This is a genomic window from Pluralibacter gergoviae ATCC 33028 = NBRC 105706, assembly GCF_001598855.1.
Classification (GTDB): Bacteria; Pseudomonadota; Gammaproteobacteria; order Enterobacterales; family Enterobacteriaceae; genus Pluralibacter; species Pluralibacter gergoviae.
Window position 1 is genome coordinate 57,637 of sequence record NZ_BCZS01000021.1, and the last position, 25,261, is coordinate 82,897.

The following is a 25,261-nucleotide window of genomic DNA, read 5'->3' on the forward strand; positions in this document are numbered from 1 at the left end:
TATGTGGTCCGAATATTCGCTGGAAGTGGTGGATGCCGTCGCCCGCTGCGGCAGCTTTAGCGCCGCAGCCCAGGAGCTGCACCGCGTGCCTTCTGCGGTCAGCTATACCGTGCGTCAGCTTGAAGAGTGGCTGGCGGTGCCGCTGTTCGAGCGGCGACACCGCGACGTGGAGCTGACCGAAGCCGGGGCGTGGTTTCTCAAGGAGGGGCGATCTGTTATCAAAAAAATGCAGATCACCCGCCAGCAGTGCCAGCAGATCGCCAACGGCTGGCGCAGCAGCCTGGCGATTGCGGTCGATAACATCGTGCGTCCGGAGCGCACCCGGCAGATGATCGTCGATTTTTACCGCCATTTTGACGACGTTGAACTGTGCGTCTTCCAGGAGGTGTTTAACGGCGTCTGGGACGCGCTGTCGGACGGACGCGTCGAGCTGGCGATCGGCGCCACCAAGGCGATTCCGGTCGGCGGCCGCTACGCTTTTCGCGACATGGGCATGCTCAGCTGGCGCTGCGTGGTCTCGGCCCGGCATCCGCTGGCCGGGATGACGGGACCGCTTTCAGACGACGTGCTGCGCAACTGGCCCTCTCTGGTGCGGGAAGATACCTCGCGCTCGCTGCCCAAGCGCATCACCTGGCTGCTGGACAATCAGCGAAAGCTGGTTGTGCCGGACTGGGAAGCCTCGGCCACCTGCATTTCAGCCGGGCTGTGCGCCGGCATGGTGCCCTCGCACTTTGCCCGGCCGTGGCTGGACAGCGGCGAGTGGGTCGCGCTGGAGCTGGAGAATCCGTTTCCGCAGGCCGCCTGCTGCCTCACGTGGCAGCAAAACGACATGTCGCCGGCGCTGCGCTGGCTGCTGGACTATCTTGGCGATAGCGAAACGCTGAACCGGGAGTGGCTGCAGGAGCCGACGGCGTCGGCTCCTCAGAGGCATTAGCGGCGGTAGTCGCGGAACGGACCGTCCGCCACCGAGCGGCGCTCGATAAGGCGCGGGTGGACTTCAATCGACTGCGGATCTTCGCGCTTGCTGACAATGCGATCGAGCAGCATATTGAACGCGGCTTCCCCCAGCGAGTCCTTCGGCTGATGAATGGTGGTCAGGGACGGCGTGAAGTAGCGGGCGTTGCGCACGTTATCATAGCCAATGACCGAAATATCCTGCGGCACGCGCAGCCCCATTTCATCGGCGGCGCACAGGGCGCCCATCGCCATAATATCGCCGCCGCAGAACACGGCGGTAGGGCGGTGGGGCTGGGTGAGAATTTGCTGCATGGCGCGGTAGCCGGACTCCGGCTCGAAGTCGCCCTGCACGATCCAGTTCTCGGGCACGTTGATTCTGGTCTCTTCCATCGCCTTCATAAAGCCCGCCAGCCGTCCGGCGCCGGTGTTGCGCTCCAGCGGCCCCGGAATGACCCCGATCTCGCGGTGGCCGCGCTCAATCAGGTAGCGACCGGCCATGTAGCCGCCCTGGAAAGCGTTATCAATCACTGAGTCGGTAAAGTCGGCCTTCGATTCGCCCCAGTCCATCACCACCATCGGGATATGGCGATACTCCTCAAGCATATCCAGCACCGGCTGCGGATATTCCGAGCACATCACCAGCATGCCGTCGACGCGCTTCTGGGCCATCATCGACAGATAGGCGCGCTGTTTTTCAATATTGTTCCACGCGTTGCCGAGGATCAGGGTATAGCCCTTCTGAAAGCAGTTTTTTTCAACGGCTTCGATAATTTCCGCAAAATAGGCCGCTTCGCTGCTGGTGGCCAGTAGGCCGATGGTTTTGGTGTGATTGACTTTCAGGCTGCGCGCGACGGCGCTGGGGGAGTAGTGCAGCTCTTTAATGGCCGCCCACACCGCATTGCGGGTATCTTCCGCCACGAAGCGGGTTTTGTTAATTACGTGTGATACGGTTGTAGTGGAAACGTTTGCGCGCTTCGCTACATCTTTAATTGTTGCCATTCGATCTCACTCCAGACCCTTTCCTTACGCCTGACCACGCGCACGTAAACGTTTGCCTTCACACACCCCGCACAACGGTTTTACGGTTGCGGTACGCCGGGAAAATGACACAGGACGACAGGAGGGGGTCAATGGCTGGTACGCTTTCAAATTAGCGTGGAATTTTGTCTGATTCTGAGGGAAAGGGGAAGAGAAAATTCTTCGCCGGGTGAAAACCAGCAATATTTTTGCATATTTTTTCGCAGACTTGTGCAAAAATGAGCAAGCTCACTTTTGATGTGGGGATTACAAGGAGAAAAATTGATGAGTACCGATCTGAAGTTCTCACTGATGACGACCGTTATTGCTTTGGGCCTGATTGTCGCCACCGGTCTGACTGCCGTCCTGCATTAATCAAGACGAGGGAGCCCGTCTCCCTCCGTTTTGCCCGCTATTATTCCCATTCCCGCAATAAACTTTTGTCATTTCTGTAACTTTCGTTTTTTTGTGATTAATGTCATGCTTTTGGCCTTCTGCTGTTTTTCCATCACCGCGTGATGGCTTCCGGAGCAATGACATGAAAATCAACTTTCCTTTACTGGCGCTTGCCGTGGGCGCCTTCGGCATTGGTACGACCGAATTTTCGCCGATGGGGCTGCTGCCGGTTATCGCCAGAGGCGTCGATGTCTCTATCCCCGCCGCCGGTATGCTGATTAGCGCCTATGCGATAGGCGTGATGGTCGGGGCGCCGCTGATGACCCTGCTGCTGTCGCACCGGGCCAGGCGCAGCGCGCTGGTGTTCCTGATGGCCATCTTCACCGTCGGTAACGTCCTCTCGGCCATGGCGCCGGACTATACTCTGCTGCTGCTGTCGCGGATTGTCACCAGCCTGTGCCACGGCGCGTTCTTCGGGCTGGGATCGGTGGTGGCCGCAAGCGTAGTGCCGAAGCATAAGCAGGCAAGCGCGGTGGCGACCATGTTTATGGGGCTGACCATCGCCAATATCGGCGGCGTGCCTGCCGCGACCTGGATGGGAGAGACCATCGGCTGGCGGATGTCGTTTCTCGCCACCGCCTGTCTGGGCGTCGTGGCAATGCTGGGCCTGTGGTTCTCGCTGCCGCAGGGCAGCAGCGGCGAGCGTCCTGACGTCAGGCGCGAGCTCTCCGTGCTGGTGCGTCCGCAGGTGCTGACGGCGCTGTTAACGACGGTGCTGGGCGCGGGGGCGATGTTTACGCTCTACACCTACATCGCGCCGGTGCTGCACACTGTCACCGGCGCCTCGCCGCTGTTCGTGACCAGTATGCTGATCCTGATCGGCGTCGGCTTTTCCATCGGCAACTATCTGGGCGGTAAGTTTGCCGACCGGTCGGTGGTCGGTACGCTGAAAGGCTTCCTGCTGCTGCTGATGGCTATCATGGCCGCCATTCCGTGGCTGGCGCAGACCCACGCCGGCGCGGCGCTAAGTATGCTGGTGTGGGGCGCGGCCACCTTCGCGGTGATCCCGCCTTTGCAGATGCGGGTGATGCGCGTGGCGCACGAAGCGCCGGGACTGTCGTCGTCGGTCAATATTGGGGCGTTTAATCTGGGCAACGCGCTCGGGGCCGCGGCGGGTGGAGCGGTTATCTCCGGCGGGTTGGGCTACGGCTTTGTACCTGTCATGGGGGCGATTATTGCCGGGCTGGGTCTGCTGCTGGTGCTGGCGAGCGGGCGGCGGCAGGAGGAGTGCGCCTGCGCTGATAATGGCTAAAGGTCCGGCGGTGGGCCGCCGGACGGCAGGGCTTTACGCCGCCAGGTTTTTGGCGACAAATTCCCAGTTTACCAGCGCCCAGAAGTGCTCCAGATAGTTCGGACGGGCGTTGCGGTAATCGATGTAGTAAGCGTGCTCCCACACGTCAACGGTCAGCAGCGGCGTTGCGTCGGTCGTCAGCGGCGTGCCCGCGTTGGACGTTGACACAATGGCCAGCTTACCGTCGGCCTTCTTCACAAGCCAGGTCCAACCGGAGCCGAAATTTTTGCTGGCGGCGTCGGTGAACTGGGTTCTGAATTCGGCGAAGCTGCCGAAGCTGGCGTTGATTGCTTCCGCGACGGCGCCTTTCGGTTCGCCGCCCGCATTCGGCGCCAGGCAGTGCCAGTAGAAGGTGTGGTTCCAGACCTGGGCGGCGTTATTGAAGATCCCGCCTTCGGCGCTGCGGATGATTTCTTCCAGCGTTTTACCTTCAAAGGCGCTGCCCTTCACCAGGTTGTTAAGGTTGGTGACGTAGCTCTGGTGGTGTTTGCCATAGTGGTACTCCAGCGTCTCAGCAGAGATGTGCGGCGCGAGGGCGTCTTTGGCATACGGTAGTGCAGGTAGTTCAAACGACATTGCTTTTTCTCCCTATTATTTTAATCTTCGATACTCAATAACCCTGTATTGAGTAGGGAAATGGTAGCAAATTTAGCGATAAGGCAGAAGAGGAAGTTACCCTGCCGCCGGTGCGGCAGAGCACAATCAGCGAATGGTCTTAGGCGTCATTACGCGGCGGGCGCCGACGTAGTGGTTAGCCCAGTAATCTTCGCTCAGGGAGGTTATCTGGATATCGCGGCCGGTGCGCGGGGACTGAATAAATTTGCCATTGCCGACGTAGACGCCGACGTGATCGGCCGCGCCGCGGCCGCGGGTGCGGAAGAACACCAGATCGCCGCTTTCCAGTTCAGTGCGGTTTACCGGGCGGGCATCGCGCAGGTGGTACATCTCATTGGCGGTGCGCGGAATGCGGAACTTCACCAGATCTTTATAGGCGTAATAAACCAGACCGCTGCAGTCGAAACCCGTACGCGGCGAACTGCCGCCCCAGCGGTAGGGCTTACCAAGCTGGCCCATCAGCTTATTCATCGCCGTTTTTTGCGCCTTTTGCACCCGCACCTTGTGGGCGTCGGCAATGGTCAGCGGCTGCGCCTCTTCGGCCTGCGGTTTACACCTGCGCTTATAGCCTTTGCGCACCACGCACGCGGCGGCGGCGCTTTTGAGCGCGCTGCTGTGGCTGTGTCTGGCGAGCGGGGCGGTTTTCTTCAGGGAGGCAGTACGTTTGTTTTGCGCGGCGGCTTTTCGCTTGAGGGTACTGCTTTTCTTTTTACTGGCTGTTCGGGAGGTGGATTTTGTTTTGGTGCCGGTGACTTTCTTTTTGCGGTCCGTACCCTTTGCGTTGTGCGCCTTCTGTGCGGCAGACGCACGCGACTGCTCTGACGCATGGGCCAAAGGCGTAATAGACAACGACGTAAACAGTAAAGCACAGAGCGTGATTGAGGCTTTGTTTATCCGCGCCACTGAGCATTCCTCTGCAAATCAGGCAATAACGTTACGCCTGGTGGATGATTGACAAAACGCTAAGATTCTAATGCATAAAAAGCGTAGTTGTTAATAGACTTTTTGTATCTAAAAACATGTTTCTTTATTAAAGGCAAACAAATGCGATATCAAGGGTAAAAAGTGTGCGAAATCTGCCCCGCCGGGCGAGCGGGAGAAGCTATTTTTCCCCGCTGGCGTTAAAATAGAGGCTAACGAACAAAATGTTATTTTGTTACGCTAACCGGAAACGTTACACTACCGTTACCGCTATAAAAGAAGTTAAGGAAGCAAGATAATGAGCGCCACTCTTGAGAAAATTCAACGTCAAATCGCAGAAAACCCGATCCTTCTCTACATGAAGGGTTCCCCGAAACTGCCGAGCTGCGGCTTCTCCGCCCAGGCGGTACAGGCACTTTCGGCCTGCGGCGAACGTTTCGCCTACGTTGATATCCTGCAAAACCCGGACATCCGCGCCGAGCTGCCGAAATACGCAAACTGGCCGACCTTCCCGCAGCTGTGGGTTGACGGCGAGCTGGTCGGCGGTTGCGATATTCTGATCGAAATGTACCAGCGCGGTGAGCTGCAGCAGCTGATTAAAGAGACTGCGGCAAAGCACCAGGATGAAGAGCCGAAGGCAGAATAAGCCTGATGCCTCAACAAAAAAGCGACCCCGGTCGCTTTTTTTTATGCTTCTTTTGGCGCTTCCGGCAGCGGCCAGCCGCCGAGACGCTTCCAGCGGTTAACGATTTCGCAGAACAACTGTGCCGTCTGCTCGGTATCGTACAGCGCTGAGTGGGCCTGATTGCCGTCAAATGCCATACCGGCGGCAATGCAGGCCTTCGACAGCACGGTCTGTCCCAGCGCCAGGCCGCTGAGGGCTGCCGTATCGAAGGTCACGAAAGGGTGAAACGGATTACGTTTAAGGTTAGCGCGTCCGGCGGCAGCCATCATGAAGCTGTGGTCGAAGGTGGCGTTGTGGGCCACCATAATGGCGCGGTTGCAGTTCTGATCCTTCATGCCCTTGCGCACTTCTTTAAAAATAGCGTGCAGGGCGTCGTGTTCACTGACCGCGCCGCGCAGCGGATTATTCGGATCGATACCGTTGAAGGCCAGCGCCTCCGGCACCAGATTGGCACCTTCAAAAGGCTCAACGTGAAAATGCAGGGTGGTATCCGGCATCAGCCAGCCTTGCTCATCCATCTTTAACGTGATGGCCGCGACTTCAAGTAATGCATCGGTTTTAGCGTTGAAGCCCGCGGTTTCCACATCGATAACCACCGGATAAAAACCACGGAAGCGGCCGCACAGACTGTTAGGTTGTTGAGCGTTGTCTGACATCAGAATCTCTTGGACGGTAAAAAAGTAGCGCGCATTATGGCAAAAATTGCCGCGGCTTGCAGCAGAGGGAGGGGAAAAAACGGGTGCCGCAGCACCCGGTTAGGTCAATCGCCGAGGCCTTTGCCGGCGTCTTTTGCTTCAATCAGCTCAATTTTGTAGCCATCGGGATCTTCAACGAAGGCGATAACGGTGGTGCCGCCCTTGACCGGGCCCGCCTCGCGGGTGACGTTGCCGCCGCTGGTGCGAATGCGCTCGCAGGCCTCGGCCGCATTATCGACGCTCAGCGCAATATGGCCGTAGGCAGTCCCCATCTCATAGCTGTCGACGCCCCAGTTGTAGGTCAGCTCGATAACCGCTTCCTCGCTCTCGGGGCCGTAGCCGACGAACGCCAGCGAGTATTTGTATTCCGGGTTCTCACTGGTGCGCAGCAGCTTCATGCCCAGCACTTTGGTGTAAAAGTCGATGGAGCGCTGCAGGTCTCCGACGCGAAGCATGGTGTGAAGTAGGCGCATTGTCTTCTCCTTTAATGCACTGTTTATAAACTTTAGGGTCAGTATAGCGGCGGCGGACCACCGCTATCAAATAGGCGGCGTTTACAGTGTAGGGTAGTCGGTATAGCCCTCGGCATCGCCGCCGTAGAAGAACTCTTCGCGCGGCGGCGTCAACGCTTTCTTGTACTTCAGGCGCGCCACCAGGTCCGGATTGGCGATATAGGCGCGGCCAAAGGCCACCGCATCAATCAAACCTTTCTCCAGCAGATCTTCGGCTTTTTCGGCGGTGTAGGCGCCCGCGCCGATAATCGCGCCGGGGAAGCACTCGCGCACTTTGCGGCGGAACGCCTCGGTGTAAGAATCACCGCCGACCCAGTCCGGCTCAGAGAGATGCACGTAGGCGATACCGCGCTTGCCCAGCTCTTTAATCAGATAGAGCGCATCGGCCTCTTCGTTCGGGCCATTATCGGTGCCCTGGAAGGAACCCAGCGGCGAAATGCGGATGCCGATGCGGTCGGCGCTCCACTCGCTGCACACCGCATCAATCACTTCCAGCACCAGGCGGGCGCGATTTTCGACGCTGCCGCCGTACTGGTCGGTACGCTGGTTGGCCGACGGGGAGAGGAACTGGTGCAGCAGGTAGCCGTGGGCGCCGTGCAGCTCAACCAGATCGAATCCGGCCTCGCGGGCGTTGGCCACGGCCTGGCGGAAGTCGTTAACGATGCCGGGGATCTCTTCCAGCGTCAGCGCGCGCGGAGTGGAGGTCGCTTCGCGGATAGTTTTGCCGCTGGCGTCGCGCAGAGAAGTGCGGGTGCCCGAGTTGATTGCCGAGGGTGCCACCGGCGCTTCGCCGCCCGGCTGCAGGCTGCTGTGCGAGATGCGGCCGGTATGCCACAGCTGCACCGCCATGTGGCCGTTTTCAGCGTGAACGCCGGCGGTGATTTTTTTCCACACCGCGATCTGCTCCGGACTGTGCAGCCCCGGCGCGCCGGCGTAGCCCTTCGCCTGGGCGGAAATTTGCGTGGCCTCAGAAATAATCAGCCCCGCGCTTGCGCGCTGGCGATAGTACTCGCCCATCAGCGGCGTGGGAATATCGCCAGGCTCAATACTGCGCAGGCGGGTGAGCGGGGCCATAAAGATGCGGTTCGGCACGGTGATGGCGCCGACTTTCAGCGGGGTGAACAACTTCTGTTCCGACATGTTAACTCCTGAATAGACCGGTCGTCTTGTGTATTGATAAATAAAATGCCCGCTACTTACCGGGCGCGATAAGAAAGGTTTTCACGTGGGCGAGGGCGCTCTCCAGCGGCGCGGCGCTGTGGGCGATTTTCGCCTGCAGGTTGGCACCGAGCCAGAGCGAGTAAAGCACCCGGGCCTGATCGAGCGGCGCGGCGGAAAAAGTCAGGCTTCCCTCCTTGCGGCCCTCTTCCAGCGCAAAAGCGAGCAGATCGATAATGCGGCCAGCGCCTTTATCCATCGCCTGGCGCATGGTTTCCGAAAGATCGCAAACCTCCGCCGACAGCTTGACCGTCAGGCAACCGCTAATGCTGCCCTGCTGGCGGAACTGGTTGAGCGCGTACTGGTAGTATTCCAGCAGGCGGTCGCGAAAGCTGCCGGGGCCGCGGCGGAAGAGCGCCTCCAGCCGCTGGTGATAATCCGCGTAGTGCCGCTCCAGCATAAAGACCCCGAAGGCCTCTTTGGAGGGGAAGTAGTGATAAAACGATCCCTTGGGCACCTCGGCCGTTTTCAGCAGCTCGCTCAGGCCCATCGCCGTAAAGCCGCGGTGCATACATAACCGCTCGCCGGTGGCGAGAATATGTTCGCGGGTATCGTGTTCAGCATGTTTGTTCATGGCGGTTACGTTACTAGACCAATCGGTCTAATGCAAGCGATTCGCGAATCGGGTTGCGCGTTGGCCAATATCGGGCTTCAATGAGAGGAGTGCAGCAGCGGGGGGCAGTCGTGGCCGAACAGCTTGAGTTTTTTCCGGTGCAGAGCCCGTGCCGGGGCATCTGCCAGTCGGACGATCGCGGATACTGTCGCGGGTGTATGCGCAGCCGCGACGAGCGCTTTAACTGGCAAAATATGAGCGATGCGCAAAAGCAGGAGGTGCTGCGGCTGTGCCGCCAGCGGCTGCTGCGCAAACTTCGCGCAAACAGACCCGCCAGTACCGAAGAACCCGGCCAGCCCTCACTGTTTTGATCGCCGCTGAGCGTATACTCAATGAAATTTTTTTATTGAGGAAGCATACATGGTTCAGCGTATTACTCTCGCCCCGCAGGGTCCGCAGTTTTCCCGCTTTGTAATGGGCTACTGGCGGCTGATGGAGTGGAACATGTCGGCGCGCCAGCTGGCGAGCTTTATTGAAGAGCACCTCGATCTGGGGATTACCACGGTCGATCATGCGGACATCTACGGCGGCTACCAGTGCGAGGCGGCCTTCGGCGAGGCGCTGAAGCTGGCGCCGCACCTGCGCCAGAGAATGGAGATCGTCAGTAAGTGCGGCATCGCCACGACCGCCCGCGCGGAAAACGCCATCGGCCACTACATCACCGACCGCAGCCACATTGTCTCCAGCGCCGAGCAGTCGCTGAAAAACCTTGCCATCGACGCGCTTGACCTGCTGCTGATCCACCGCCCGGATCCGCTGATGGACGCCGATGAGGTCGCTGAGGCCTTTACTGCCCTGCACCAGAGCGGCAAAGTGCGCCACTTCGGCGTCTCCAACTTTACCCCGGCCCAGTTTTCGCTGCTGCAGTCGCGCCTGCCGTTCAGCCTCGTGACCAACCAGCTTGAAATCTCCCCGCTGCACCAGCCGCTGCTGCTGGACGGCACGCTTGACCAGCTCCAGCAGCTGCGCGTCCGCCCGATGGCGTGGTCCTGCCTCGGCGGCGGGCGGCTGTTCAGCGACGATGAGTGCCGACCGCTGCGCGACGAGCTTGCGCAGATCGCGCAGGAGCTGAATACCGACAGTATCGAGCAGGTGGTTTACGCCTGGGTGCTGCGGCTGCCGTCGAAGCCGCTGCCGATTATCGGTTCCGGTAAAATCGAGCGCGTGCGCTCGGCTATCGCCGCCGAAGCGCTGGAGATGAGCCGCCAGCAGTGGTTCCGCATCCGCAAGGCGGCGCTCGGCTACGACGTTCCCTGACGCTAAAAATTCGTCCACTGTCTGAGCAGGCAGGGACGGGTCTGTGGTTTACACTGTTTAAGGACACCTACCACTAATAAGGAGATTTCATGAAAAAACTTACCCTGACTCTGCTTGCTCTCAGCCTTTCCGGCGGCGCCCTGGCTGCCAGTACGACCGTTGAAATGAACATGGTGACCGACCAGAGCGTCGGCCAGTCCATTGGCGAGGTCAAAATCAGCGAAACCGACAAAGGCCTGGAATTTGCGCCGGATCTTAAGGCGCTGCCGCCCGGCGAGCACGGTTTCCACGTTCACGCTAACGGCAGCTGCCAGCCGGCGATAAAAGACGGTAAGGCCACGGCCGCCGGCGCGGCGGGCGGCCACTTTGACCCGCAGAAGACCGGCAAGCACGAAGGGCCGGAGGGCAACGGCCATCTTGGCGATCTGCCGGTGCTGGTGGTCAATAACGACGGTAAGGCGACCGATCCGGTCGTTGCGCCGCGGATCAAGAAACTCAGCGAGATTGAGGGCCGGGCGCTGATGATACACATCGGCGGCGATAACATGTCCGATAGTCCGAAGCCGCTCGGCGGCGGCGGCGACCGCTACGCCTGCGGCGTCATTAAGTAGTCCGCTCCGCAATCGTCCCCGCAATTGGCGCCTGCTCCAGCTGCGACAGCGAACAGTAGAGCTGCCAGATAATCGCCGCCAGCTCGCGCGCCGCGGGCTGGTGGTGATGACCAAGCCCAGTATAGATTCGCTGCAGTTCACTTAATGCCGATGCCAGCGGGCGCTGCTGCACGCCGCGCTCGCTCATTACGTCGCGTAACAGGGCGATGCATATGTCCCGCACCTGTGACAGCGGGTCGGATCGCGTCTCCCAGGCGCGCAGCCGCCAGACAACGTGAGAACAGTTAAGCAGCACCACGCCCCAGCGCAGCAGCCAGCGGCGGGAGATCTCATCCCGGCTGCTGCTCAACTGATTGATATAGTGATACACCAGCGATTCAAACTGCGGTTCGCTGTTTTGCGGATGGCGGCTAAGCTGGTCGACAAACTGGCGCCGCAGGGCGCGAATATGGCGGCGGCTCTTGCGGGCGTCCGAGCCGGGCTTAAGCACGGCAAACGCCACCCATGCGAGGCCCACGCCGAGGATCTTTGCCAGATTGTCGTTAAGAAAGGTGCCGTAATCGTACACCGGCGGATCGGTCACCGAGATAAACGATCCCATGAAAACAATCAGCTGGCCCCACAGGCCGGCGAATTTCGGCATCTGCTGCTTCAGCAGCTGCATGGTGGTCAGCAGCGGAAACAGAAACAGCAGGAACTGCCACAGGTCGGTGACCTGCACCATGATGGCGAACTTGACGACGAAGCTGAACAGCGACAGCAGCAGCAGCGTTCGCATCAGCAGGGTCAGGGAGTTAAACGGCGACGGCGATATTGAGTAGAGCACGCAGCAGATTGCCGCCAGGGTCAGGGCCGCCGCGCCGGAGGACCACTGGGTGCTGATACTCCAGGCGCCGATACCGACCAGCGCGCAAAAGGTGCGCACGCCGTTGAGCAGCGCCTCGGCATAGTCGGTACGACGCGACAGCGCCGGGGCGTTAGGCACGTTGAATTCGGTGATCGCCGTCGCATTTTCCAGCCGCTGCAGCCAGCGGCTGGAGGCCAGATAGAGACGAATGAAGTAGCGCAGCCGCAGCCAGAAGGCGCGGTGGCGAAAATCCAGCGGGTCCGTCGGCCTCAGCGGGGCGATGATGCGGGCGACGCTGTAGGGATCGGCGTCCGGACGGGCCAGCGCCTGCAGCAGCGTATCTATCACCTCCCGGGTGTTTGCCGGCGGCGTCGGCCAGTTGAGCAGCATCCGCCGCAGGCTGGAGATAACGCTGGTCAGCCGCAGCTGCTGGTGCAGAAGATAGTTCAGCAGGCTGTTCTGGCGGCGAAAGCGGTAGTGGCTCCAGAAGGCCTGAATACGCAGCAGATTCATGGTCAGGATCTGGCCAATCATGCTCTCATGGGCGGAGCGGATAGCGTCGGTAGTCTCCGGCTGCCACATCAGGCTGGCGTGCTCCAGAATGCGGGCGTGCATATTCTTCAGGGCCGTCAGCAGCGCGGTGCCGTCGGAGGTGCTGGGCAGGATCATCATCATCAGGCCGCCGCAGAGGATGCCGACAATCACTTCGCAGACCCGCGACTGGGCCAGATCCCACAGTTCGTTGGCGTCTACCAGATTTATCACCGGGAAGACGATGATTGCGCAGGTATACCCCGCCAGCTGAAAGGCGTAGGCGGCGTTATTGGTAAACATGGCGCACGCCCAGGTGCAGAACCCCAGCCACGCCGAGATGCTGAACAGGAACAGCCAGGGATCGGTCAGCGTCAGCCCGGCAATAATTAGCGCGGCGCTGGCGCCGAGCAGGCTGCCGGCAATGCGCCCCAGGCTTTTACTGATGACGCCGCCGACGGTGGGAAAGCTCACCACCGCGGCGGAGGTCATCGCCCAGTAGGGTTCATCAAGATTGATGTAGTAGGCAAAGCTCAGGGCCAGGCACATGGCGATGCCGTTGCGCAGGGCATAGCGCCACTGCGGCAGCGTGGCTTTGACCCAGGGCAGGGAGCGCCACGTTAGCGCCTGCAGATTCATCATCTGTTGCCAATATAGACGGTGCAGGTGGTGCCGGAAACCAGCACCAGTCCGTCCGGCAGAGCATCAAACTCGATGCGGACCGGCACGCGCTGCGCAAGGCGCACCCACGGGATCGTCGGCTTGATATCGGCGACCAGGGTGCCGTCAGTACCGGTGTTCTGGTCAAAGATGGCCCGGCCAATGCTGGATACGTGACCCTGTAACTTAGTGCCGTTGCTATAAAGTACGATGCTGGCGCGGTCTCCCGCGCTGATATGGCGCAGCTTGGTCTCTTCGAAATAGCCGATGACGTGGAAGGAGTGGCTATCCACCAGCGCAAACAGCGGCGAGCCGGTGGTGGCGTAGTCGCCGGTGCGGGTGGACATATTGGTTATCCAGCCGTCAACCGGCGCTTTGACTACAGTCTGCTCCAGCTCCCAGCGGGCGTGATTCAGCGTCGCGCCGGCGGCATCAAGGCTTGCCCGGGCGGCCGCTTCTTCCGCCTGCGCAGACTGCAGGGCGATATTGGCCGTATCCAGATCCTCAGCTGAAATCACGTTTTTCGGCAGATTGCGCCGACGGTCCGCCTCGTGCTGCGCTTTAGCCAGCGCCGAGCGGGCATTTAGCAAATCTGAGCGCGCTTTTGCCTGCTGCGCCAGCGCGTCAGCCACCGCGATACGGTAAGGGGTATCGTCGATGCGAAACAGCGTTTCCCCGGCCTTCACCAGCTGGTTGTCTTTCACCTTAAGATCAATAATGGTTCCGGAAACCTGCGGCGCAATGCTCACCTGCTCGGCGCGAATTTTACCGTCGCGCGTCCAGGGCGACTGCATGTAGTATGTCCATACCAGCCATACGGCGATAATCGCGGCGGCGGCGGCGAGCAGCGTTGAAAAGTATTTTAATTTTTTCATGGGATCATTAAGACAGTGCGATAAGCAGAACCAGGCTCAGGCAGACCGAGAGCGCAAAGAACGAGAGATCCATCAGCAGCGGATGCCAGACGTCGCCGGCATACATCCAGTCGCGCAGCTGGCGGTGAATGACCAGCCACAGCGGGAAGCCGAGCATTACCGCCTTGAACAGCGGGGGAAAATAGATTTGCGACCCAACGATGAGGTCCGTCAGGGGAAAGCCTGAAATATTGGGTATCAGCGCCACAGGCAAGAGTCCTTTACAAATTCGCCATTACGGATTGAGAAGCGGTCGCGTTACATTGCCGCCAACATAAATCATTGATGTGACCTGTGAAGACGTCAATACATTTGTTTTGAATAATCAAATGCTGCACACTATTCTAAAATCAGCATTATAACTTAGCAAGCTAATTATAAGGAGATGAAATTGGAATCGCCATTAGGCTCTGACCTGGCCAGATTGGTCCGCATCTGGCGTGCGCTTATCGACCATCGCCTGAAACCTCTGGAATTAACCCAGACTCACTGGGTGACGCTGCACAACATTCATCAGCTGCCGCCGGAGCAGTCGCAGATCCAGCTGGCGAAGGCTATCGGTATCGAGCAGCCCTCTCTGGTGCGCACCCTCGACCAGCTCGAGGAGAAGGGGCTGATTTCTCGCCAGACCTGCGCTAACGACAGGCGCGCGAAGCGCATTAAGCTCACCGAGAAGGCGGAGCCGCTGATTGAGGAGATGGAAGCGGTTATCTGTCATACCCGAGGGGAGATCCTGCACGGGATATCGCCGGAAGAGCTGGATCTGCTGCTGGGACTGATCCGCCGGCTGGAGCATAACATTAATGAGCTGCAGTCAAAGGCCTGACGGCAGCGGATAAAAAAGAAAGGCCTTGCAAACGCAAGGCCTTTCTTTATGTAACCGACTGACTTAGCGCGGAGAAACGGTCACCTGGCTGCCGTTGCTCGCCATCACGACGCGCTGGCCAACAGAGTAGCGGATATCGCCCTGTTTCTGCACGACCATGATGGTGTTACCGTCATCTTTACGGATCTCAAGCTCAACGCCCTGAGATTTGTTCATTTCACCCTGGACACCCTGGCCTGCCAGGCCGCCTGCTACGGCGCCTGCCGCGGTGGCCAGTTTGCGGCCGCTGCCGCCGCCGACGGAATTACTGAGGAAACCGCCAAGCACCGCGCCGCCGATGGCGCCGATCGCGTTCGTGTTGTCACCGCCTTGAATTTTGACCGGGCGAACGTGGACAATGGTCCCGTAGGTGACGTTTTGCACCTGCTTTGCTTCAGAGGCGGAGTAGACGTCCCCGGACAGACTGTTGTCGTTTACACAACCGGCGAGGGTTAAACCCACCATAGAAACGGCTAATACACGTAAAATCATTCATGAATCTCCTGTTCACCAAGAAACGCCCTTGCGAGCATCCATCCTGACAATTATATGGCATTTGTGCGCTTCAGGTTACTGGTCGCGCTCCGAAATAACACGAATTGTATCCCGTCAGGGCTTAACTATACGTAAACAAACAGTGTTATAGCATTTCATCATTGTAAGGTGAAAAAAATTAATGACACGAAATGTTAAATTTTGCGCCTTAACCATAGCTTTGCCAGTGACTTTATGCTTGAGTGTCACTTAAATCACCAAACTAAGGAAGGCGTATGAATTCTGGCCGCTTTATTGGCGTCATGTCGGGAACCAGTCTTGACGGTGTTGATGTCGTACTGGCCGCGATTGATGACCACGTGGTCGCCCAACAGGCAAGTCTCAGCTATCCCGTTCCGCTGGCCCTCAAAGAGGCCATTCTCGCTATCTGCCAGGGGCAGCAGCTCACACTTTCGCAATATGGTCAGCTTGATACCCGCCTGGGCCATCTTTTTGCCGACGCCGTGCTGGCGCTGATGCAGCAGGAGCGGCTGTCGGCGAATGATGTGGTGGCGATCGGTTGCCACGGCCAGACCGTGTGGCACGAGCCCGACGGCGACGCGCCCCATACGCTGCAAATCGGCGATAACAATATTATCGCCGCCCGCACCGGCGTTACGGTGGTCGGTGATTTCCGCCGCCGGGATATCGCGCTGGGCGGGCAGGGGGCTCCTCTGGTTCCCGCCTTTCACCATGCGCTGCTGGCGCACCCGGTCGAGCGCCGTATCGTGCTCAACATTGGCGGTATCGCCAACCTCTCGCTGCTGTTTCCCGGTCAGCCTGTTAAAGGGCACGATACCGGCCCGGGCAATATGCTGATGGATGCCTGGATCTGGCGCCAGCGCGGCAAGCCCTACGACAAAGACGCCGAATGGGCCAGCTCGGGCAAAGTGGTGCTGCCGCTGCTGCAGGATATGCTGAGCGATCCGTGGTTTGCGCTGCCGGCGCCGAAAAGTACCGGACGCGAATATTTCAACTACGGCTGGCTTGAGCGCCAGCTGGCGCGCTATCCCGCGCTGGCAGGACAGGACGTGATGGCTACCCTCACCGAACTGACCGCCGTCACCATCAGTGAGCAGGCGCTGCTAAGCGGCGGCTGCGAACGTTTGCTAGTCTGCGGGGGTGGCAGTCGCAATCCGCTGTTAATGGCGCGACTGGCCTGTCTGCTGCCGGGCACCGAGGTGACGACCACCGATGAGGCCGGCGTAAGCGGGGATGATATGGAAGCCCTGGCCTTTGCCTGGCTCGCCTGGCGCACCCTTGAAGGGCTGCCGGGCAATCTTCCCGCCGTTACCGGCGCTTCGGCCCCCACGATACTGGGGGCGATCTTCCCCGCCAACCGGCAGCAGAATCAGAGTTAACTGACTCAGTCTCCGCTGCATTGTCGATAGACTAATGCTGTATTACGAGGGTCGCCAGGCCCTCCTGACCAGGAAAGTCTTAAGGCAAAACCAATGAAAAAAATCTTACTCCTTACGCTGCCCGCGCTGCTGAGCGGCTGTAGCTATTACCATCAGATGGTTGATCGTATGAATACTGACACGCTTGAGTACCAGTGCGACGAAAAACCGCTCAGCGTTGAGCTTGACAATAGCCGCCAGCAGGTGAGCTTCGTCTATGACAACAAGACGCTGAAGCTGAATCAGGGCCTCTCCGCGTCCGGCGCCCGCTACACCGACGGCATTTACGTCTTCTGGTCGAAGGGCGACAGCGCCACCGTTTACAAACGCGACCGCATCGTGCTCAACAACTGCCAGCTGCAGAATCCGCAGCGTTGAGATTTTACCTGGCGCAGCGCACAATAAGGTCACCTGAAGACAACCGATGAAAAGCTATGTCTGACAATGATGACCTGCAGCACATTGAAGCAATGCGCCGCGAATACACCCGGGGCGGCCTGCGCCGCCGCGACCTTCCTGACGCGCCGTTAGCGCTGTTTGAGCGCTGGCTGGGCAACGCCTGTGAAGCCCGACTTGCGGATCCGACGGCAATGGTAGTGGCAACCGTCGATGAGCGCGGCCAGCCGTACCAGCGCATCGTGCTGCTCAAGCACTTCGATGAGCAGGGTTTCGTGTTCTACACCAATCTCGGCAGCCGCAAGGCGCACCATATTGAGCACAATCCTCGCGTTAACCTGCTTTTTCCGTGGAACACCCTCGACCGCCAGGTGATGGTCACCGGTAAAGCGGAACGCCTCTCTACCCTGGAAGTGGTGAAGTATTTCCACAGCCGCCCGCGCGATAGCCAGATTGGCGCCTGGGTCTCTCAGCAGTCCACCCGCATCTCAGCCCGCGGCATCCTTGAGAGCAAGTTCCTGGAGCTGAAAAGCAAGTTTCAGCAGGGCGACGTGCCGCTGCCGAGCTTCTGGGGCGGTTTTCGCGTCAGTTTTGAGCAGGTGGAGTTCTGGCAGGGCGGTGAACATCGCCTGCACGACCGCTTTTTGTACCAGCGCGAAAACGACGGCTGGAAAATCGACCGCCTGGCCCCCTGATACCCGCAATTTTGTTGTTTTAAGCGCTGGCACATCCCGTGTCGGCGCTTTATGCTATTAGCCTTTCGCAACTGGCGAAACGTCGTGTACCGGCAAAGGTGCAGTCTGTTTTATACATGGAGATTTTGATGGCAAGCAGTAACCTGATTAAACAATTGCAGGAGCGGGGCCTCGTGGCTCAGGTGACGGATGAGGAAGCGTTAGCAGAGCGACTGGCGCAGGGCCCGATCGCACTCTATTGCGGCTTCGATCCCACCGCTGACAGCTTGCATTTGGGGCATCTCGTTCCCCTGTTGTGCCTGAAGCGCTTCCAGGAAGCGGGCCATAAGCCGGTTGCGCTGGTGGGCGGTGCCACCGGTCTGATTGGCGATCCGAGCTTTAAAGCGGCGGAACGCAAGCTTAATACCGAGGAGACCGTCCAGGAGTGGGTGGCGAAGATCCGCAAGCAGGTTGCGCCATTCCTCGATTTTGACTGCGGCAGCAACGCGGCCATTGCGGCAAACAACTATGACTGGTTCGGCGGCATGAACGTGCTGACCTTCCTGCGCGACATCGGCAAGCACTTCTCCGTTAACCAGATGATCAACAAGGAAGCGGTGAAGCAGCGCCTGAACCGCGACGACCAGGGCATCTCCTTTACCGAGTTCTCCTATAATCTGCTGCAGGGCTATGATTTCGCCTGCCTGAACAAGCTGCACGGCGTAGCCCTGCAGATCGGCGGCTCCGATCAGTGGGGCAACATCACCTCCGGTATAGACCTGACCCGCCGCCTGCACCAGAACCAGGTGTTTGGTCTGACGGTTCCGCTGATCACCAAGGCCGACGGCACCAAATTTGGTAAAACCGAAGGCGGCGCGGTGTGGCTCGATCCGAAGAAAACCAGCCCGTACAAATTCTACCAGTTCTGGATCAACACCGCCGATGCGGATGTCTACCGCTTCCTCAAATTCTTCACCTTCATGGACATTGAAGAGATCAACGCCCTTGAAGAGGAAGATAAGAGCAGCGGTAAAGCCCCGCGCGCGCAGTACGTGCTGGCAGACCAGGTCACTCGTCTGGTACACGGCGAAGAGGGGCTGGCGGCCGCGAAGCGCATCACCGAAAGCCTGTTCAACGGCGATCTCGCCGCGCTGAGCGAAGAGGACTTTGCCCAGCTGGCGCAGGACGGCGTGCCGATGGTTGAAATGGAAAAGGGCGCCGATCTGATGCAGGCGCTGGTGGACTCCGAACTGCAGCCCTCCCGCGGCCAGGCGCGGAAAACCATCGCCTCAAATGCCGTGACCGTCAACGGCGAGAAACAGACCGACGCCGAATACGTCTTTACCGACGCCGATCGCCTGTTTGGCCGCTACACGCTGCTGCGCCGCGGCAAAAAGAACTATTGCCTGGTGTGCTGGAAGTAATTCCGCCGGCGACGTAAACAGAAAGGGCGTGGAGTATTCCACGCCCTTTTTACTGCCATAAACCTCAGTGTAGCCCTTCCGCCTTCAGCGCCTCTGCTACCGCAGGGCGGGCCGCGACCCGCGCCATATAGGCATCAATATGCTTCCGCTCCGCAATATCCAGCTTCACCGCGTTTGCCCAGCGCAGCACGGTATAGAGATAGGCATCGGCGATGGTGAAGCGCGAGCCGCAGATCCACTCCCCGCCGGAGAGCGACGCTTCAACCCAGGCAAATTTCTCCGTCAGCGTTGCGCGGGCGAACGGCTTATACTCTTCCGGCGCGCGGGGGTGAAACAGCGGTAGGAAGTTCTTGTGCAGCTCCATGCCGATAAAGCTCACCCACTCCAGCGTCCGGTAGCGGGCGATGCTGCCGGTGGGCGCCAGCAGCTGCCTGTCGGCCTTACCGTCGGCAATATACTGCATGATGGCTGCACCTTCAGTGAGCAGCGTATTGTCGTCAAGCAGCAGGGCGGGCACCTGGCCTTTCGGGTTGACCTGCAGAAAGTTCTCGCCGTTTTCCAGCTGCTTTTTCGCCAGATCGACCTCGACCAGTGAGAAATCGATCCCGCTTTCCAGCAGGACGATATGCGAGGCGAGGGAACAGGCTCCGGGCTTATAGAACAACTTCATAACGCGCTCCTTTGAGGTGTGATGTGATCTCTATCCTGCCAGAACGGCGATAAAAAAAAAGCCGCTGAACTCTCAGCGGCTTCATTTTAAGTGGTTTCCCGTAGATGCTTACGCGGCGGCAGTTTTATCTGTCTTCGCCTTGCTGTCGTCATCGAGCGTCATGCGGTTCAGCTTCGGCGCCATCAGCACCATCAGCACTGCGATAACGCCGGTGGCGATACCAATCTGCATAAAGACGTGGCCGTAAACGTTCAGGGACTGCAGCGGGTCGGTGACGTTTTCCGGCACCGCCATCAGATTTGCCACTTTACCGGCGATAATTGCCGCGCCCGCAGAGGTCAGGAACCAGCTGCCCATGATGAAGCCCATCAGGCGCTGCGGCACCAGTTGTGCAACCATCGCCAGACCCAGGCCGGAGATCATCAGCTCACCGATAGACTGCAGGGCGTAGCTCAGGATCAGCCAGTTCACGGAGACGATACCGGCGTCGCTGGCGAACTTGGTGCCCAGCGGCAGTACCAGGAAGGCGCCGGAGCAGAGGATCATGCCGATAGCAAATTTGTGCGGCATCGGCAGACGGTCGCCCATCTTGTTATAGATAGCGGCCAGAATCGGGCTACCCACCATGATCCAGAACGGGTTGAGCGCCTGATACTGCTCAGGTTCGAAGGCGATGCCGAGGATAGAGTGCTCAACGTTACGAATAGCGAAGAAGTTCAGCGACGTCGGCATCTGGCTGTACAGCACAAAGAAGACAATTGCCTGCAGCATCAGAATGAACGCCACAATCATCTTACGACGCGCAGCGCCGTGCATGGCGAAGGTTTCTTTGGCGAAGATAAAGATGATGACCAGTGCGACCACGCCCAGAACCAGACGGGCAATCTCCTGGTTGTGCAGCAGCCAGGTTGCGATGGCAACCAGGACTACGACGCCTGCGATAGTCGCCAGCAGCTTGCCGAAGTGCACCGGCGCAAAGTCAGGTTTCGAACCATACTGTTTTACCCATTTCTGGCAGAACAGGAAGTTGATAACGGTGAGAACCATACCGACCACGCTGAGGGCAAATGCCACGCTCCAGCCATAGTGGGCTGCAAGCCACGGCGTTGCCAGCATGGAGAAGAACGAGCCGATGTTAACGGACATATAGTACATGGTAAATGCACCGTCCAGACGCGGATCGTCCTTCGCATAGCAGGTAGAGAGCAGCGAAGAGGGGTTGGCTTTAAACAGGCCGTTACCGACGGCGATGGTCGCCATACCGGCGTACACCACGCCCGCATCGTGACCGGACCACGCCACCAGCGCGTAGCCGATGGCCAGTACGATAGCGCCGAGAACAATGACGCGCTTGGTACCGAGGACTTTATCGCCCAGCCAGCCGCCGATGGCGACCAGACCGTAAACCAGGGCACTGAAGGAGGAGAAGAGCGTGATGGAGTCGGCTTCAGACATACCCAGCTGTTTAACCAGGTAGACGGCCATAATGCTTTGCAGGCCGTAAAAACCAAAGCGTTCCCACAGTTCTACGGAGAAGATGAGATAGAACGCTTTGGGTTGTTTAAAAGCGTTCATGCTGACGCTTTCAGTTGATTTGTTGTTTGCAGTAGACACATATACCTCTTTTTTTACGTCCCACATTATCAGGGAGCATCGGCGCGATTCCGGGCAGAATAACGGCCTTATAATTATTCTCGGAGTGGGAAACGGCAGGTAATGTTCACTATCCTGTAAGATGAAACAAGGGGTTTGCAATATTCTGTTACATATAACCGGGGCGTTATAATTATCCGTTCTTCTAAATGTTATTTAGCGTTAAATTTTACCGTTTCGATTCTTGCAGTTTTTTTCACTGCCGAATAACCCTGCCAGCGGCGAAGAGTGCATATATTCTGCTAATTTGCCTTCAGGGTAGTGATATGGTCCATCATTCCTAAAAATAACGGAGCATTATAAGTCTAAAAAACGATTAGCCGCTGTATCCACAAAGAATTTGGTCCTTTTTGTTTACACCGATTTAACCTGATGTTATCCGGGTGATTCAGATCACATTTCTATAGAAATTTTCGCTGAGAAAAAAATGATTAACCTGCCTGAAGCGTAACGGACAGAAGCATGCGGCAAAAGGTGGGCTAATTAGCGTTCAATTCGGCAGGATGCGCGCCGTCGCGCAGGACGGCGCGGCGGCGTCAGGCGTCTACTTTCTCTTTGTATTCGCACAGATCTTCAATGAGGCACGAGCCGCAGCGCGGCTTGCGCGCGATGCAGGTGTAGCGGCCGTGAAGGATCAGCCAATGGTGGCAGTCCACCTTAAACTCGGACGGCACCACCTTCAGCAGCTTCTCTTCAACCTGTTCAACATTCTTGCCGGGAGCAAAACGGGTGCGGTTGCAGACGCGGAAAATGTGCGTATCGACCGCAATAGTCGGCCAGCCAAAGGCGGTATTCAGCACCACGTTGGCGGTTTTGCGCCCCACGCCCGGCAGCGCCTCCAGCGCGGCGCGATCTTCAGGCACCTCGCCGCCGTGCTGGTCAATCAGAATACGGCAGGTCTTGATGACGTTCTCAGCCTTGCTGTTGAACAGGCCGATGGTTTTAATGTATTCCTTCACGCCGTCGACGCCCAGCGCCAGCATCGCCTGCGGCGTATTGGCTACCGGATAAAGCTTCGCGGTGGCCTTATTCACGCTGACGTCGGTCGCCTGGGCGGAGAGCAGAACCGCAATCAGCAGCTCAAACGGCGAGCTGAAGTTCAGCTCCGTGGTCGGATGCGGATTGTTGTCGCGCAGCCGGGAGAGGATCTCAAGACGCTTCTCTTTATTCATTTACGCTTTCCCTGCGGTGGTTTTCACGTCCGGCGCCACTTCGCAGTGGTTACGAACGGTAGAGGCTTTCTGCTTCGCCTTCTGATCGATAACGTACTTCAGCGCCAGCAGCATGCCGAGGCCAATGAACGCGCCGGGCGGCAGCATCGCCAGCAGGAACGGCGTGTCGGTGTGGAACACCTCAATGCGCAATACTTTCGCCCAGCTGCCGAGCAGGCCGTCGGCGCCGTCAAACAGCGTGCCGTTGCCTAAAATCTCGCGAATAGCGCCGAGCACGAACATGGCACAGGTGGCGCCCATGCCGATGGAGAAGCCGTCCAGCGCCGACAGCGCCGGCCCTTTCCGCGCGGCGAAGGCCTCGGCGCGGCCCACCACGATACAGTTGGTGACAATAAGCGGGATAAAGATCCCCAGCGACTGATACAGACCGTAGGCGTAGGCGTTAATCAGCATCTGCACCGAGCTGACCACCGAGGCGATAATCATCACATAGATAGGTATGCGGATCTCCGGCGGCGTCCAGCGGCGCAGCAGGGAGACAAACAGGTTGGTCAGGGTCAGCACCAGCGTGGTCGCCAGCCCCAGCCCGAGGGCGTTGGTGGCCGTTGAGGTGACCGCCAGCAGCGGGCAGAGGCCCAGCAGCTGCACCAGCGATGAGTTGTTTTTCCATAATCCCTGGACAATAACGTCTTTGATTTCACTCATGGTTTACTCTTCACAGGGTGTCAGTTGATTAATCTGCGGGGGCAGCGTCTGCGCATACAGCCCGGCGCGCTTAACGGCGTTGACGACCGCCCGCGGGGTGATGGTGGCGCCGGTAAACTGGTCAAAATCGCCGCCGTCTTTCTTTACCGCCCAGTGCGTATCGCCCGCACCGTGGATGACTTTCCCCGTAAAGTGGGTGATCCAGTCCGAAAGGCGCAGCTCAATTTTATCGCCCAGGCCCGGCGTTTCGTGATGCTCCGTGACCCGGGCGCCCAGCACCGTACCGGCGAAATCGGCGCCGACCAGCAGTTGAATGGCGCCGGAGTAGCCGTCCGGGGCGGTGGTTTCCATGACCACACCCTGAGGGGCATTATCCTTCAGCGCGATATAGATCTTATGTTCGCCTTTGCCAAGCGGCGGGGCGTTGACGATAAAACAGTTTTTCAGCAGGTCGTTATTATAGCGGTCCGCCGGCATAACCTGATCGAAAAGCGCCATCTGCTGTTTGGCCGACTGCATATCAATAGTGCTCTTCGTCAACGCATTGATGATAGCCGTCGTACCGGTGGCGCCGGCGGCAAACAGCGCCAGAGTAATACCGTGTTTCTGAATAGTTTTCAGCATCTCAGCCTCGGCGATGTCCGTAAACGCGCGGGCGCGTATAGTAATCAATCAGCGGCACGGTGATATTCGCCAGCAGGGTGGCGAAGGCCACGCCGTCCGGGTAGCCGCCGAAGCTGCGAATCAGCCACACCAGCAGTCCCGCCAGCGCGCCGTAAATCAGGCGCCCGCGGTTGGTGGTGGAGGCACTCACCGGGTCAGTGAGGATAAAGAACGCGCCCAGCATGGTGGCGCCGGAGAGCAGGTGCATCTGCGGCGAGGCGAGGGTTGCGGGCGACAGCAGCCAGCCGAGCGTTGCGCAAACGCCGAGGCTCAGCAGGAAGCTGACCGGAATATGCCAGCGGATAGTCTTCTGCCACAGCAGAAATGCGCCGCCCGCCAGGTACGCGAGGTTAACCCACTGCCAGCCGATCCCCGCCAGCGCACCGCGGTAGATAGTGGCCTGCAGCGTATCGGCTACGCTGTGTCCGGCGTGCAGCGATGTTTTAAAGGTATCCAGCGGCGTTGCCTGGCTGATGCCGTCAATGCCGAGGCGCAGCGCGGTAATATCGGCGCCGCCGGCGGTGTGGCCGCTGAAAATAAGGCGCACGCTGTCCAGCAGATCCGGCGCGGCGGCGGCAATCTCGCGCGGCGGCAGCCACGAGGTCATCTGGACCGGAAAAGAGATAAGCAGCACCACGTAGCCAATCATCGCCGGGTTAAACGGATTATTGCCCAGCCCGCCGTAAAGCTGCTTGGCGATAATCACTGAAAAAACGGTGCCCAGCACAATCATCCACCAGGGCGCCAGCGGCGGAATGCTGATCGCCAGCAGCAGCCCGGTCAGCAGCGCGGAGTAATCCCCGAGCGCTTTACTCACCGACTGGCGGCGCAGGCGCACGATGGCGGCCTCTGCGGCGCAGGCGGCGATGGCCGCCAGCAGGATCTGCACCAGCGTGCCCGGACCAAAAAACCAGCACTGCACGGCAATACCCGGCACGGCGGCCAGCATCACCAGCAGCATAATACGCGATGTCTGCCGGTGATTATGGGTATAAGGGGAGCTTGCTATCTTGAAAACCATTTATTCCTCGTTCACTGCCTGCTGTGCGGCTTTTTTGGCCTGAACCCGGGCGATGGCGGCGGCAACGGCCGCTTTACGCGGATCGTCACCGGCCTGCTGCGCGGGCTCAGCGGCGGGCTGCTGCTCTGCCTTGCGGACCTTAGCGCGGGCAATGGCGGCTTCTACCGCCGCTTTACGCGGATCGGCGGCCTGCTGTGCGGGCTCAGCGGCGGCCTGTTGTTGTTCTGCCTTGCGGGCTTTCGCGCGGGCGATAGCGGCTTCTACCGCCGCTTTGCGCGGGTCGG

General features: G+C 59.0%; 30 protein-coding genes. 12 read left to right on the top strand and 18 right to left on the bottom strand.

Going from position 1 to position 25,261, the window contains the following annotated elements; translation table 11 throughout:
• Nucleotide 1 precedes the first annotated feature (1 nt).
• The gene (punR, locus tag ENGE1_RS18745; protein WP_048254711.1) at nt 2–934 is read left to right on the top strand and encodes a DNA-binding transcriptional activator PunR; all 933 of its coding nucleotides are present in this window, start codon (nt 2–4) and stop codon (nt 932–934) included.
• Here punR and purR read toward each other — a convergent pair.
• Nucleotides 931–1,956: an HTH-type transcriptional repressor PurR gene (purR, locus tag ENGE1_RS18750; protein ID WP_048254712.1), complete on the bottom strand. Its 1,026-nt coding sequence runs from the start codon at nt 1,954–1,956 to the stop codon at nt 931–933. The genes punR and purR overlap by 4 nt on opposite strands.
• 303 nt (nt 1,957–2,259) lie before the next feature.
• Between purR and cydH the strand changes: the two genes are divergently transcribed.
• Both cydH and ENGE1_RS18755 read left to right on the top strand, forming a co-directional pair.
• A complete protein-coding gene (gene cydH / locus ENGE1_RS28565) occupies nt 2,260–2,349 on the top strand; it encodes a cytochrome bd-I oxidase subunit CydH (RefSeq protein WP_106912875.1) in 90 nt (29 codons plus the stop codon).
• Nucleotides 2,350–2,512: 163 nt separating this feature from the next.
• The gene (locus tag ENGE1_RS18755) at nt 2,513–3,682 is read left to right on the top strand and encodes an MFS transporter (protein WP_043083659.1); all 1,170 of its coding nucleotides are present in this window, start codon (nt 2,513–2,515) and stop codon (nt 3,680–3,682) included.
• A gap of 33 nt (nt 3,683–3,715) precedes the next feature.
• On the opposite strand, the gene sodB is transcribed toward ENGE1_RS18755, so the two are convergent.
• Both sodB and ENGE1_RS18765 read right to left on the bottom strand, forming a co-directional pair.
• Nucleotides 3,716–4,297: a superoxide dismutase [Fe] gene (gene sodB / locus ENGE1_RS18760; protein ID WP_043083660.1), complete on the bottom strand. Its 582-nt coding sequence runs from the start codon at nt 4,295–4,297 to the stop codon at nt 3,716–3,718.
• A 126-nt stretch (nt 4,298–4,423) separates the two neighbouring features.
• Entirely contained in the window at nt 4,424–5,239 is an 816-nt protein-coding gene (locus tag ENGE1_RS18765) for a C40 family peptidase (RefSeq protein WP_043083662.1), read from the bottom strand.
• 316 nt (nt 5,240–5,555) lie between these two features.
• On the opposite strand from ENGE1_RS18765, the gene ENGE1_RS18770 reads away from it, so the two are divergent.
• Entirely contained in the window at nt 5,556–5,903 is a 348-nt protein-coding gene (locus ENGE1_RS18770; protein WP_043083664.1) for a Grx4 family monothiol glutaredoxin, read from the top strand.
• 41 nt (nt 5,904–5,944) lie between these two features.
• On the opposite strand, the gene rnt is transcribed toward ENGE1_RS18770, so the two are convergent.
• From rnt to ENGE1_RS18790, 4 genes are all read right to left on the bottom strand, one after another.
• Nucleotides 5,945–6,598: a ribonuclease T gene (gene rnt, locus ENGE1_RS18775; RefSeq protein WP_043083665.1), complete on the bottom strand. Its 654-nt coding sequence runs from the start codon at nt 6,596–6,598 to the stop codon at nt 5,945–5,947.
• Nucleotides 6,599–6,702: 104 nt separating this feature from the next.
• Nucleotides 6,703–7,110 carry a lactoylglutathione lyase gene (gloA, locus tag ENGE1_RS18780; RefSeq protein ID WP_043083666.1) on the bottom strand — a complete coding sequence of 136 codons (408 nt, stop codon included), beginning with the start codon at nt 7,108–7,110 and terminating at the stop codon, nt 6,703–6,705.
• Nucleotides 7,111–7,191: 81 nt separating this feature from the next.
• On the bottom strand, nt 7,192–8,289 hold the full coding sequence (nemA, locus tag ENGE1_RS18785; protein ID WP_048254714.1) for an alkene reductase: 1,098 nt from the start codon (nt 8,287–8,289) through the stop codon (nt 7,192–7,194).
• Between the two features lie 52 nt (nt 8,290–8,341).
• The gene (locus ENGE1_RS18790) at nt 8,342–8,941 is read right to left on the bottom strand and encodes a TetR/AcrR family transcriptional regulator (protein ID WP_043083670.1); all 600 of its coding nucleotides are present in this window, start codon (nt 8,939–8,941) and stop codon (nt 8,342–8,344) included.
• Between the two features lie 80 nt (nt 8,942–9,021).
• Between ENGE1_RS18790 and ENGE1_RS18795 the strand changes: the two genes are divergently transcribed.
• The 3 genes from ENGE1_RS18795 to sodC all read left to right on the top strand — a co-directional run bounded on the left by ENGE1_RS18795 (nt 9,022) and on the right by sodC (nt 10,848).
• Nucleotides 9,022–9,291 carry a DUF1289 domain-containing protein gene (locus ENGE1_RS18795; RefSeq protein ID WP_106912874.1) on the top strand — a complete coding sequence of 90 codons (270 nt, stop codon included), beginning with the start codon at nt 9,022–9,024 and terminating at the stop codon, nt 9,289–9,291.
• 49 nt (nt 9,292–9,340) lie between these two features.
• Nucleotides 9,341–10,237, top strand: coding sequence for an aldo/keto reductase (locus tag ENGE1_RS18800; RefSeq protein ID WP_045287709.1), 897 nt, complete (start codon nt 9,341–9,343; stop codon nt 10,235–10,237).
• Nucleotides 10,238–10,326: 89 nt separating this feature from the next.
• On the top strand, nt 10,327–10,848 hold the full coding sequence (gene sodC, locus ENGE1_RS18805) for a superoxide dismutase [Cu-Zn] SodC (RefSeq protein ID WP_043083675.1): 522 nt from the start codon (nt 10,327–10,329) through the stop codon (nt 10,846–10,848).
• Here sodC and ENGE1_RS18810 read toward each other — a convergent pair.
• From ENGE1_RS18810 to ENGE1_RS18820, 3 genes are read right to left on the bottom strand one after another with little or no spacing between them, the layout of a single operon-like run.
• Entirely contained in the window at nt 10,841–12,865 is a 2,025-nt protein-coding gene (locus ENGE1_RS18810; protein ID WP_048254718.1) for an FUSC family protein, read from the bottom strand. The genes sodC and ENGE1_RS18810 overlap by 8 nt on opposite strands.
• Nucleotides 12,865–13,761 carry an efflux RND transporter periplasmic adaptor subunit gene (locus tag ENGE1_RS18815; RefSeq protein ID WP_043083678.1) on the bottom strand — a complete coding sequence of 299 codons (897 nt, stop codon included), beginning with the start codon at nt 13,759–13,761 and terminating at the stop codon, nt 12,865–12,867. Before ENGE1_RS18815 ends, ENGE1_RS18810 begins: the two co-directional genes overlap by 1 nt.
• 7 nt (nt 13,762–13,768) lie before the next feature.
• Complete coding sequence (locus tag ENGE1_RS18820) at nt 13,769–14,008, bottom strand: DUF1656 domain-containing protein (protein ID WP_048254719.1); 240 nt, start codon at nt 14,006–14,008, stop codon at nt 13,769–13,771.
• A 177-nt stretch (nt 14,009–14,185) separates the two neighbouring features.
• Here ENGE1_RS18820 and slyA point away from each other — a divergent pair, with 177 nt between their 5' ends.
• A complete protein-coding gene (gene slyA / locus ENGE1_RS18825) occupies nt 14,186–14,626 on the top strand; it encodes a transcriptional regulator SlyA (RefSeq protein WP_043083682.1) in 441 nt (146 codons plus the stop codon).
• Between the two features lie 63 nt (nt 14,627–14,689).
• Here the strand turns inward: slyA and slyB are convergent, their stop codons facing one another.
• On the bottom strand, nt 14,690–15,157 hold the full coding sequence (gene slyB / locus ENGE1_RS18830; RefSeq protein WP_064360672.1) for an outer membrane lipoprotein SlyB: 468 nt from the start codon (nt 15,155–15,157) through the stop codon (nt 14,690–14,692).
• A 278-nt stretch (nt 15,158–15,435) separates the two neighbouring features.
• Here slyB and anmK point away from each other — a divergent pair, with 278 nt between their 5' ends.
• From anmK to tyrS, 4 genes are all read left to right on the top strand, one after another.
• Nucleotides 15,436–16,560 carry an anhydro-N-acetylmuramic acid kinase gene (gene anmK, locus ENGE1_RS18835; RefSeq protein WP_043083686.1) on the top strand — a complete coding sequence of 375 codons (1,125 nt, stop codon included), beginning with the start codon at nt 15,436–15,438 and terminating at the stop codon, nt 16,558–16,560.
• A 93-nt stretch (nt 16,561–16,653) separates the two neighbouring features.
• A complete protein-coding gene (gene mliC, locus ENGE1_RS18840; RefSeq protein ID WP_043083688.1) occupies nt 16,654–16,977 on the top strand; it encodes a C-type lysozyme inhibitor in 324 nt (107 codons plus the stop codon).
• 56 nt (nt 16,978–17,033) lie between these two features.
• Nucleotides 17,034–17,690 carry a pyridoxamine 5'-phosphate oxidase gene (pdxH, locus tag ENGE1_RS18845; RefSeq protein WP_045287710.1) on the top strand — a complete coding sequence of 219 codons (657 nt, stop codon included), beginning with the start codon at nt 17,034–17,036 and terminating at the stop codon, nt 17,688–17,690.
• Between the two features lie 128 nt (nt 17,691–17,818).
• Nucleotides 17,819–19,093, top strand: coding sequence for a tyrosine--tRNA ligase (gene tyrS / locus ENGE1_RS18850; RefSeq protein WP_045287711.1), 1,275 nt, complete (start codon nt 17,819–17,821; stop codon nt 19,091–19,093).
• A gap of 64 nt (nt 19,094–19,157) precedes the next feature.
• On the opposite strand, the gene gstA is transcribed toward tyrS, so the two are convergent.
• From gstA to ENGE1_RS28825, 7 genes are all read right to left on the bottom strand, one after another.
• Nucleotides 19,158–19,763: a glutathione transferase GstA gene (gstA, locus tag ENGE1_RS18855; protein ID WP_043083693.1), complete on the bottom strand. Its 606-nt coding sequence runs from the start codon at nt 19,761–19,763 to the stop codon at nt 19,158–19,160.
• Nucleotides 19,764–19,871: 108 nt separating this feature from the next.
• Nucleotides 19,872–21,377, bottom strand: coding sequence for a dipeptide/tripeptide permease DtpA (dtpA, locus tag ENGE1_RS18860; protein ID WP_048254734.1), 1,506 nt, complete (start codon nt 21,375–21,377; stop codon nt 19,872–19,874).
• A 575-nt stretch (nt 21,378–21,952) separates the two neighbouring features.
• Nucleotides 21,953–22,588, bottom strand: a complete 636-nt coding sequence (gene nth / locus ENGE1_RS18865; protein ID WP_048254721.1) for an endonuclease III — start codon at nt 22,586–22,588, stop codon at nt 21,953–21,955.
• A complete protein-coding gene (locus ENGE1_RS18870; protein WP_045287713.1) occupies nt 22,589–23,293 on the bottom strand; it encodes an electron transport complex subunit E in 705 nt (234 codons plus the stop codon).
• A 3-nt stretch (nt 23,294–23,296) separates the two neighbouring features.
• The gene (rsxG, locus tag ENGE1_RS18875) at nt 23,297–23,917 is read right to left on the bottom strand and encodes an electron transport complex subunit RsxG (RefSeq protein ID WP_048254722.1); all 621 of its coding nucleotides are present in this window, start codon (nt 23,915–23,917) and stop codon (nt 23,297–23,299) included.
• 1 nt (nt 23,918) lies between these two features.
• Nucleotides 23,919–24,977 (bottom strand): electron transport complex subunit RsxD, encoded by a 1,059-nt coding sequence (rsxD, locus tag ENGE1_RS18880; protein WP_043083701.1) that lies wholly within the window; start codon nt 24,975–24,977, stop codon nt 23,919–23,921.
• Nucleotides 24,978–25,261 (bottom strand): electron transporter RnfC (locus ENGE1_RS28825; protein WP_073971323.1); only part of this gene is annotated, 284 nt, incomplete at its 5' end.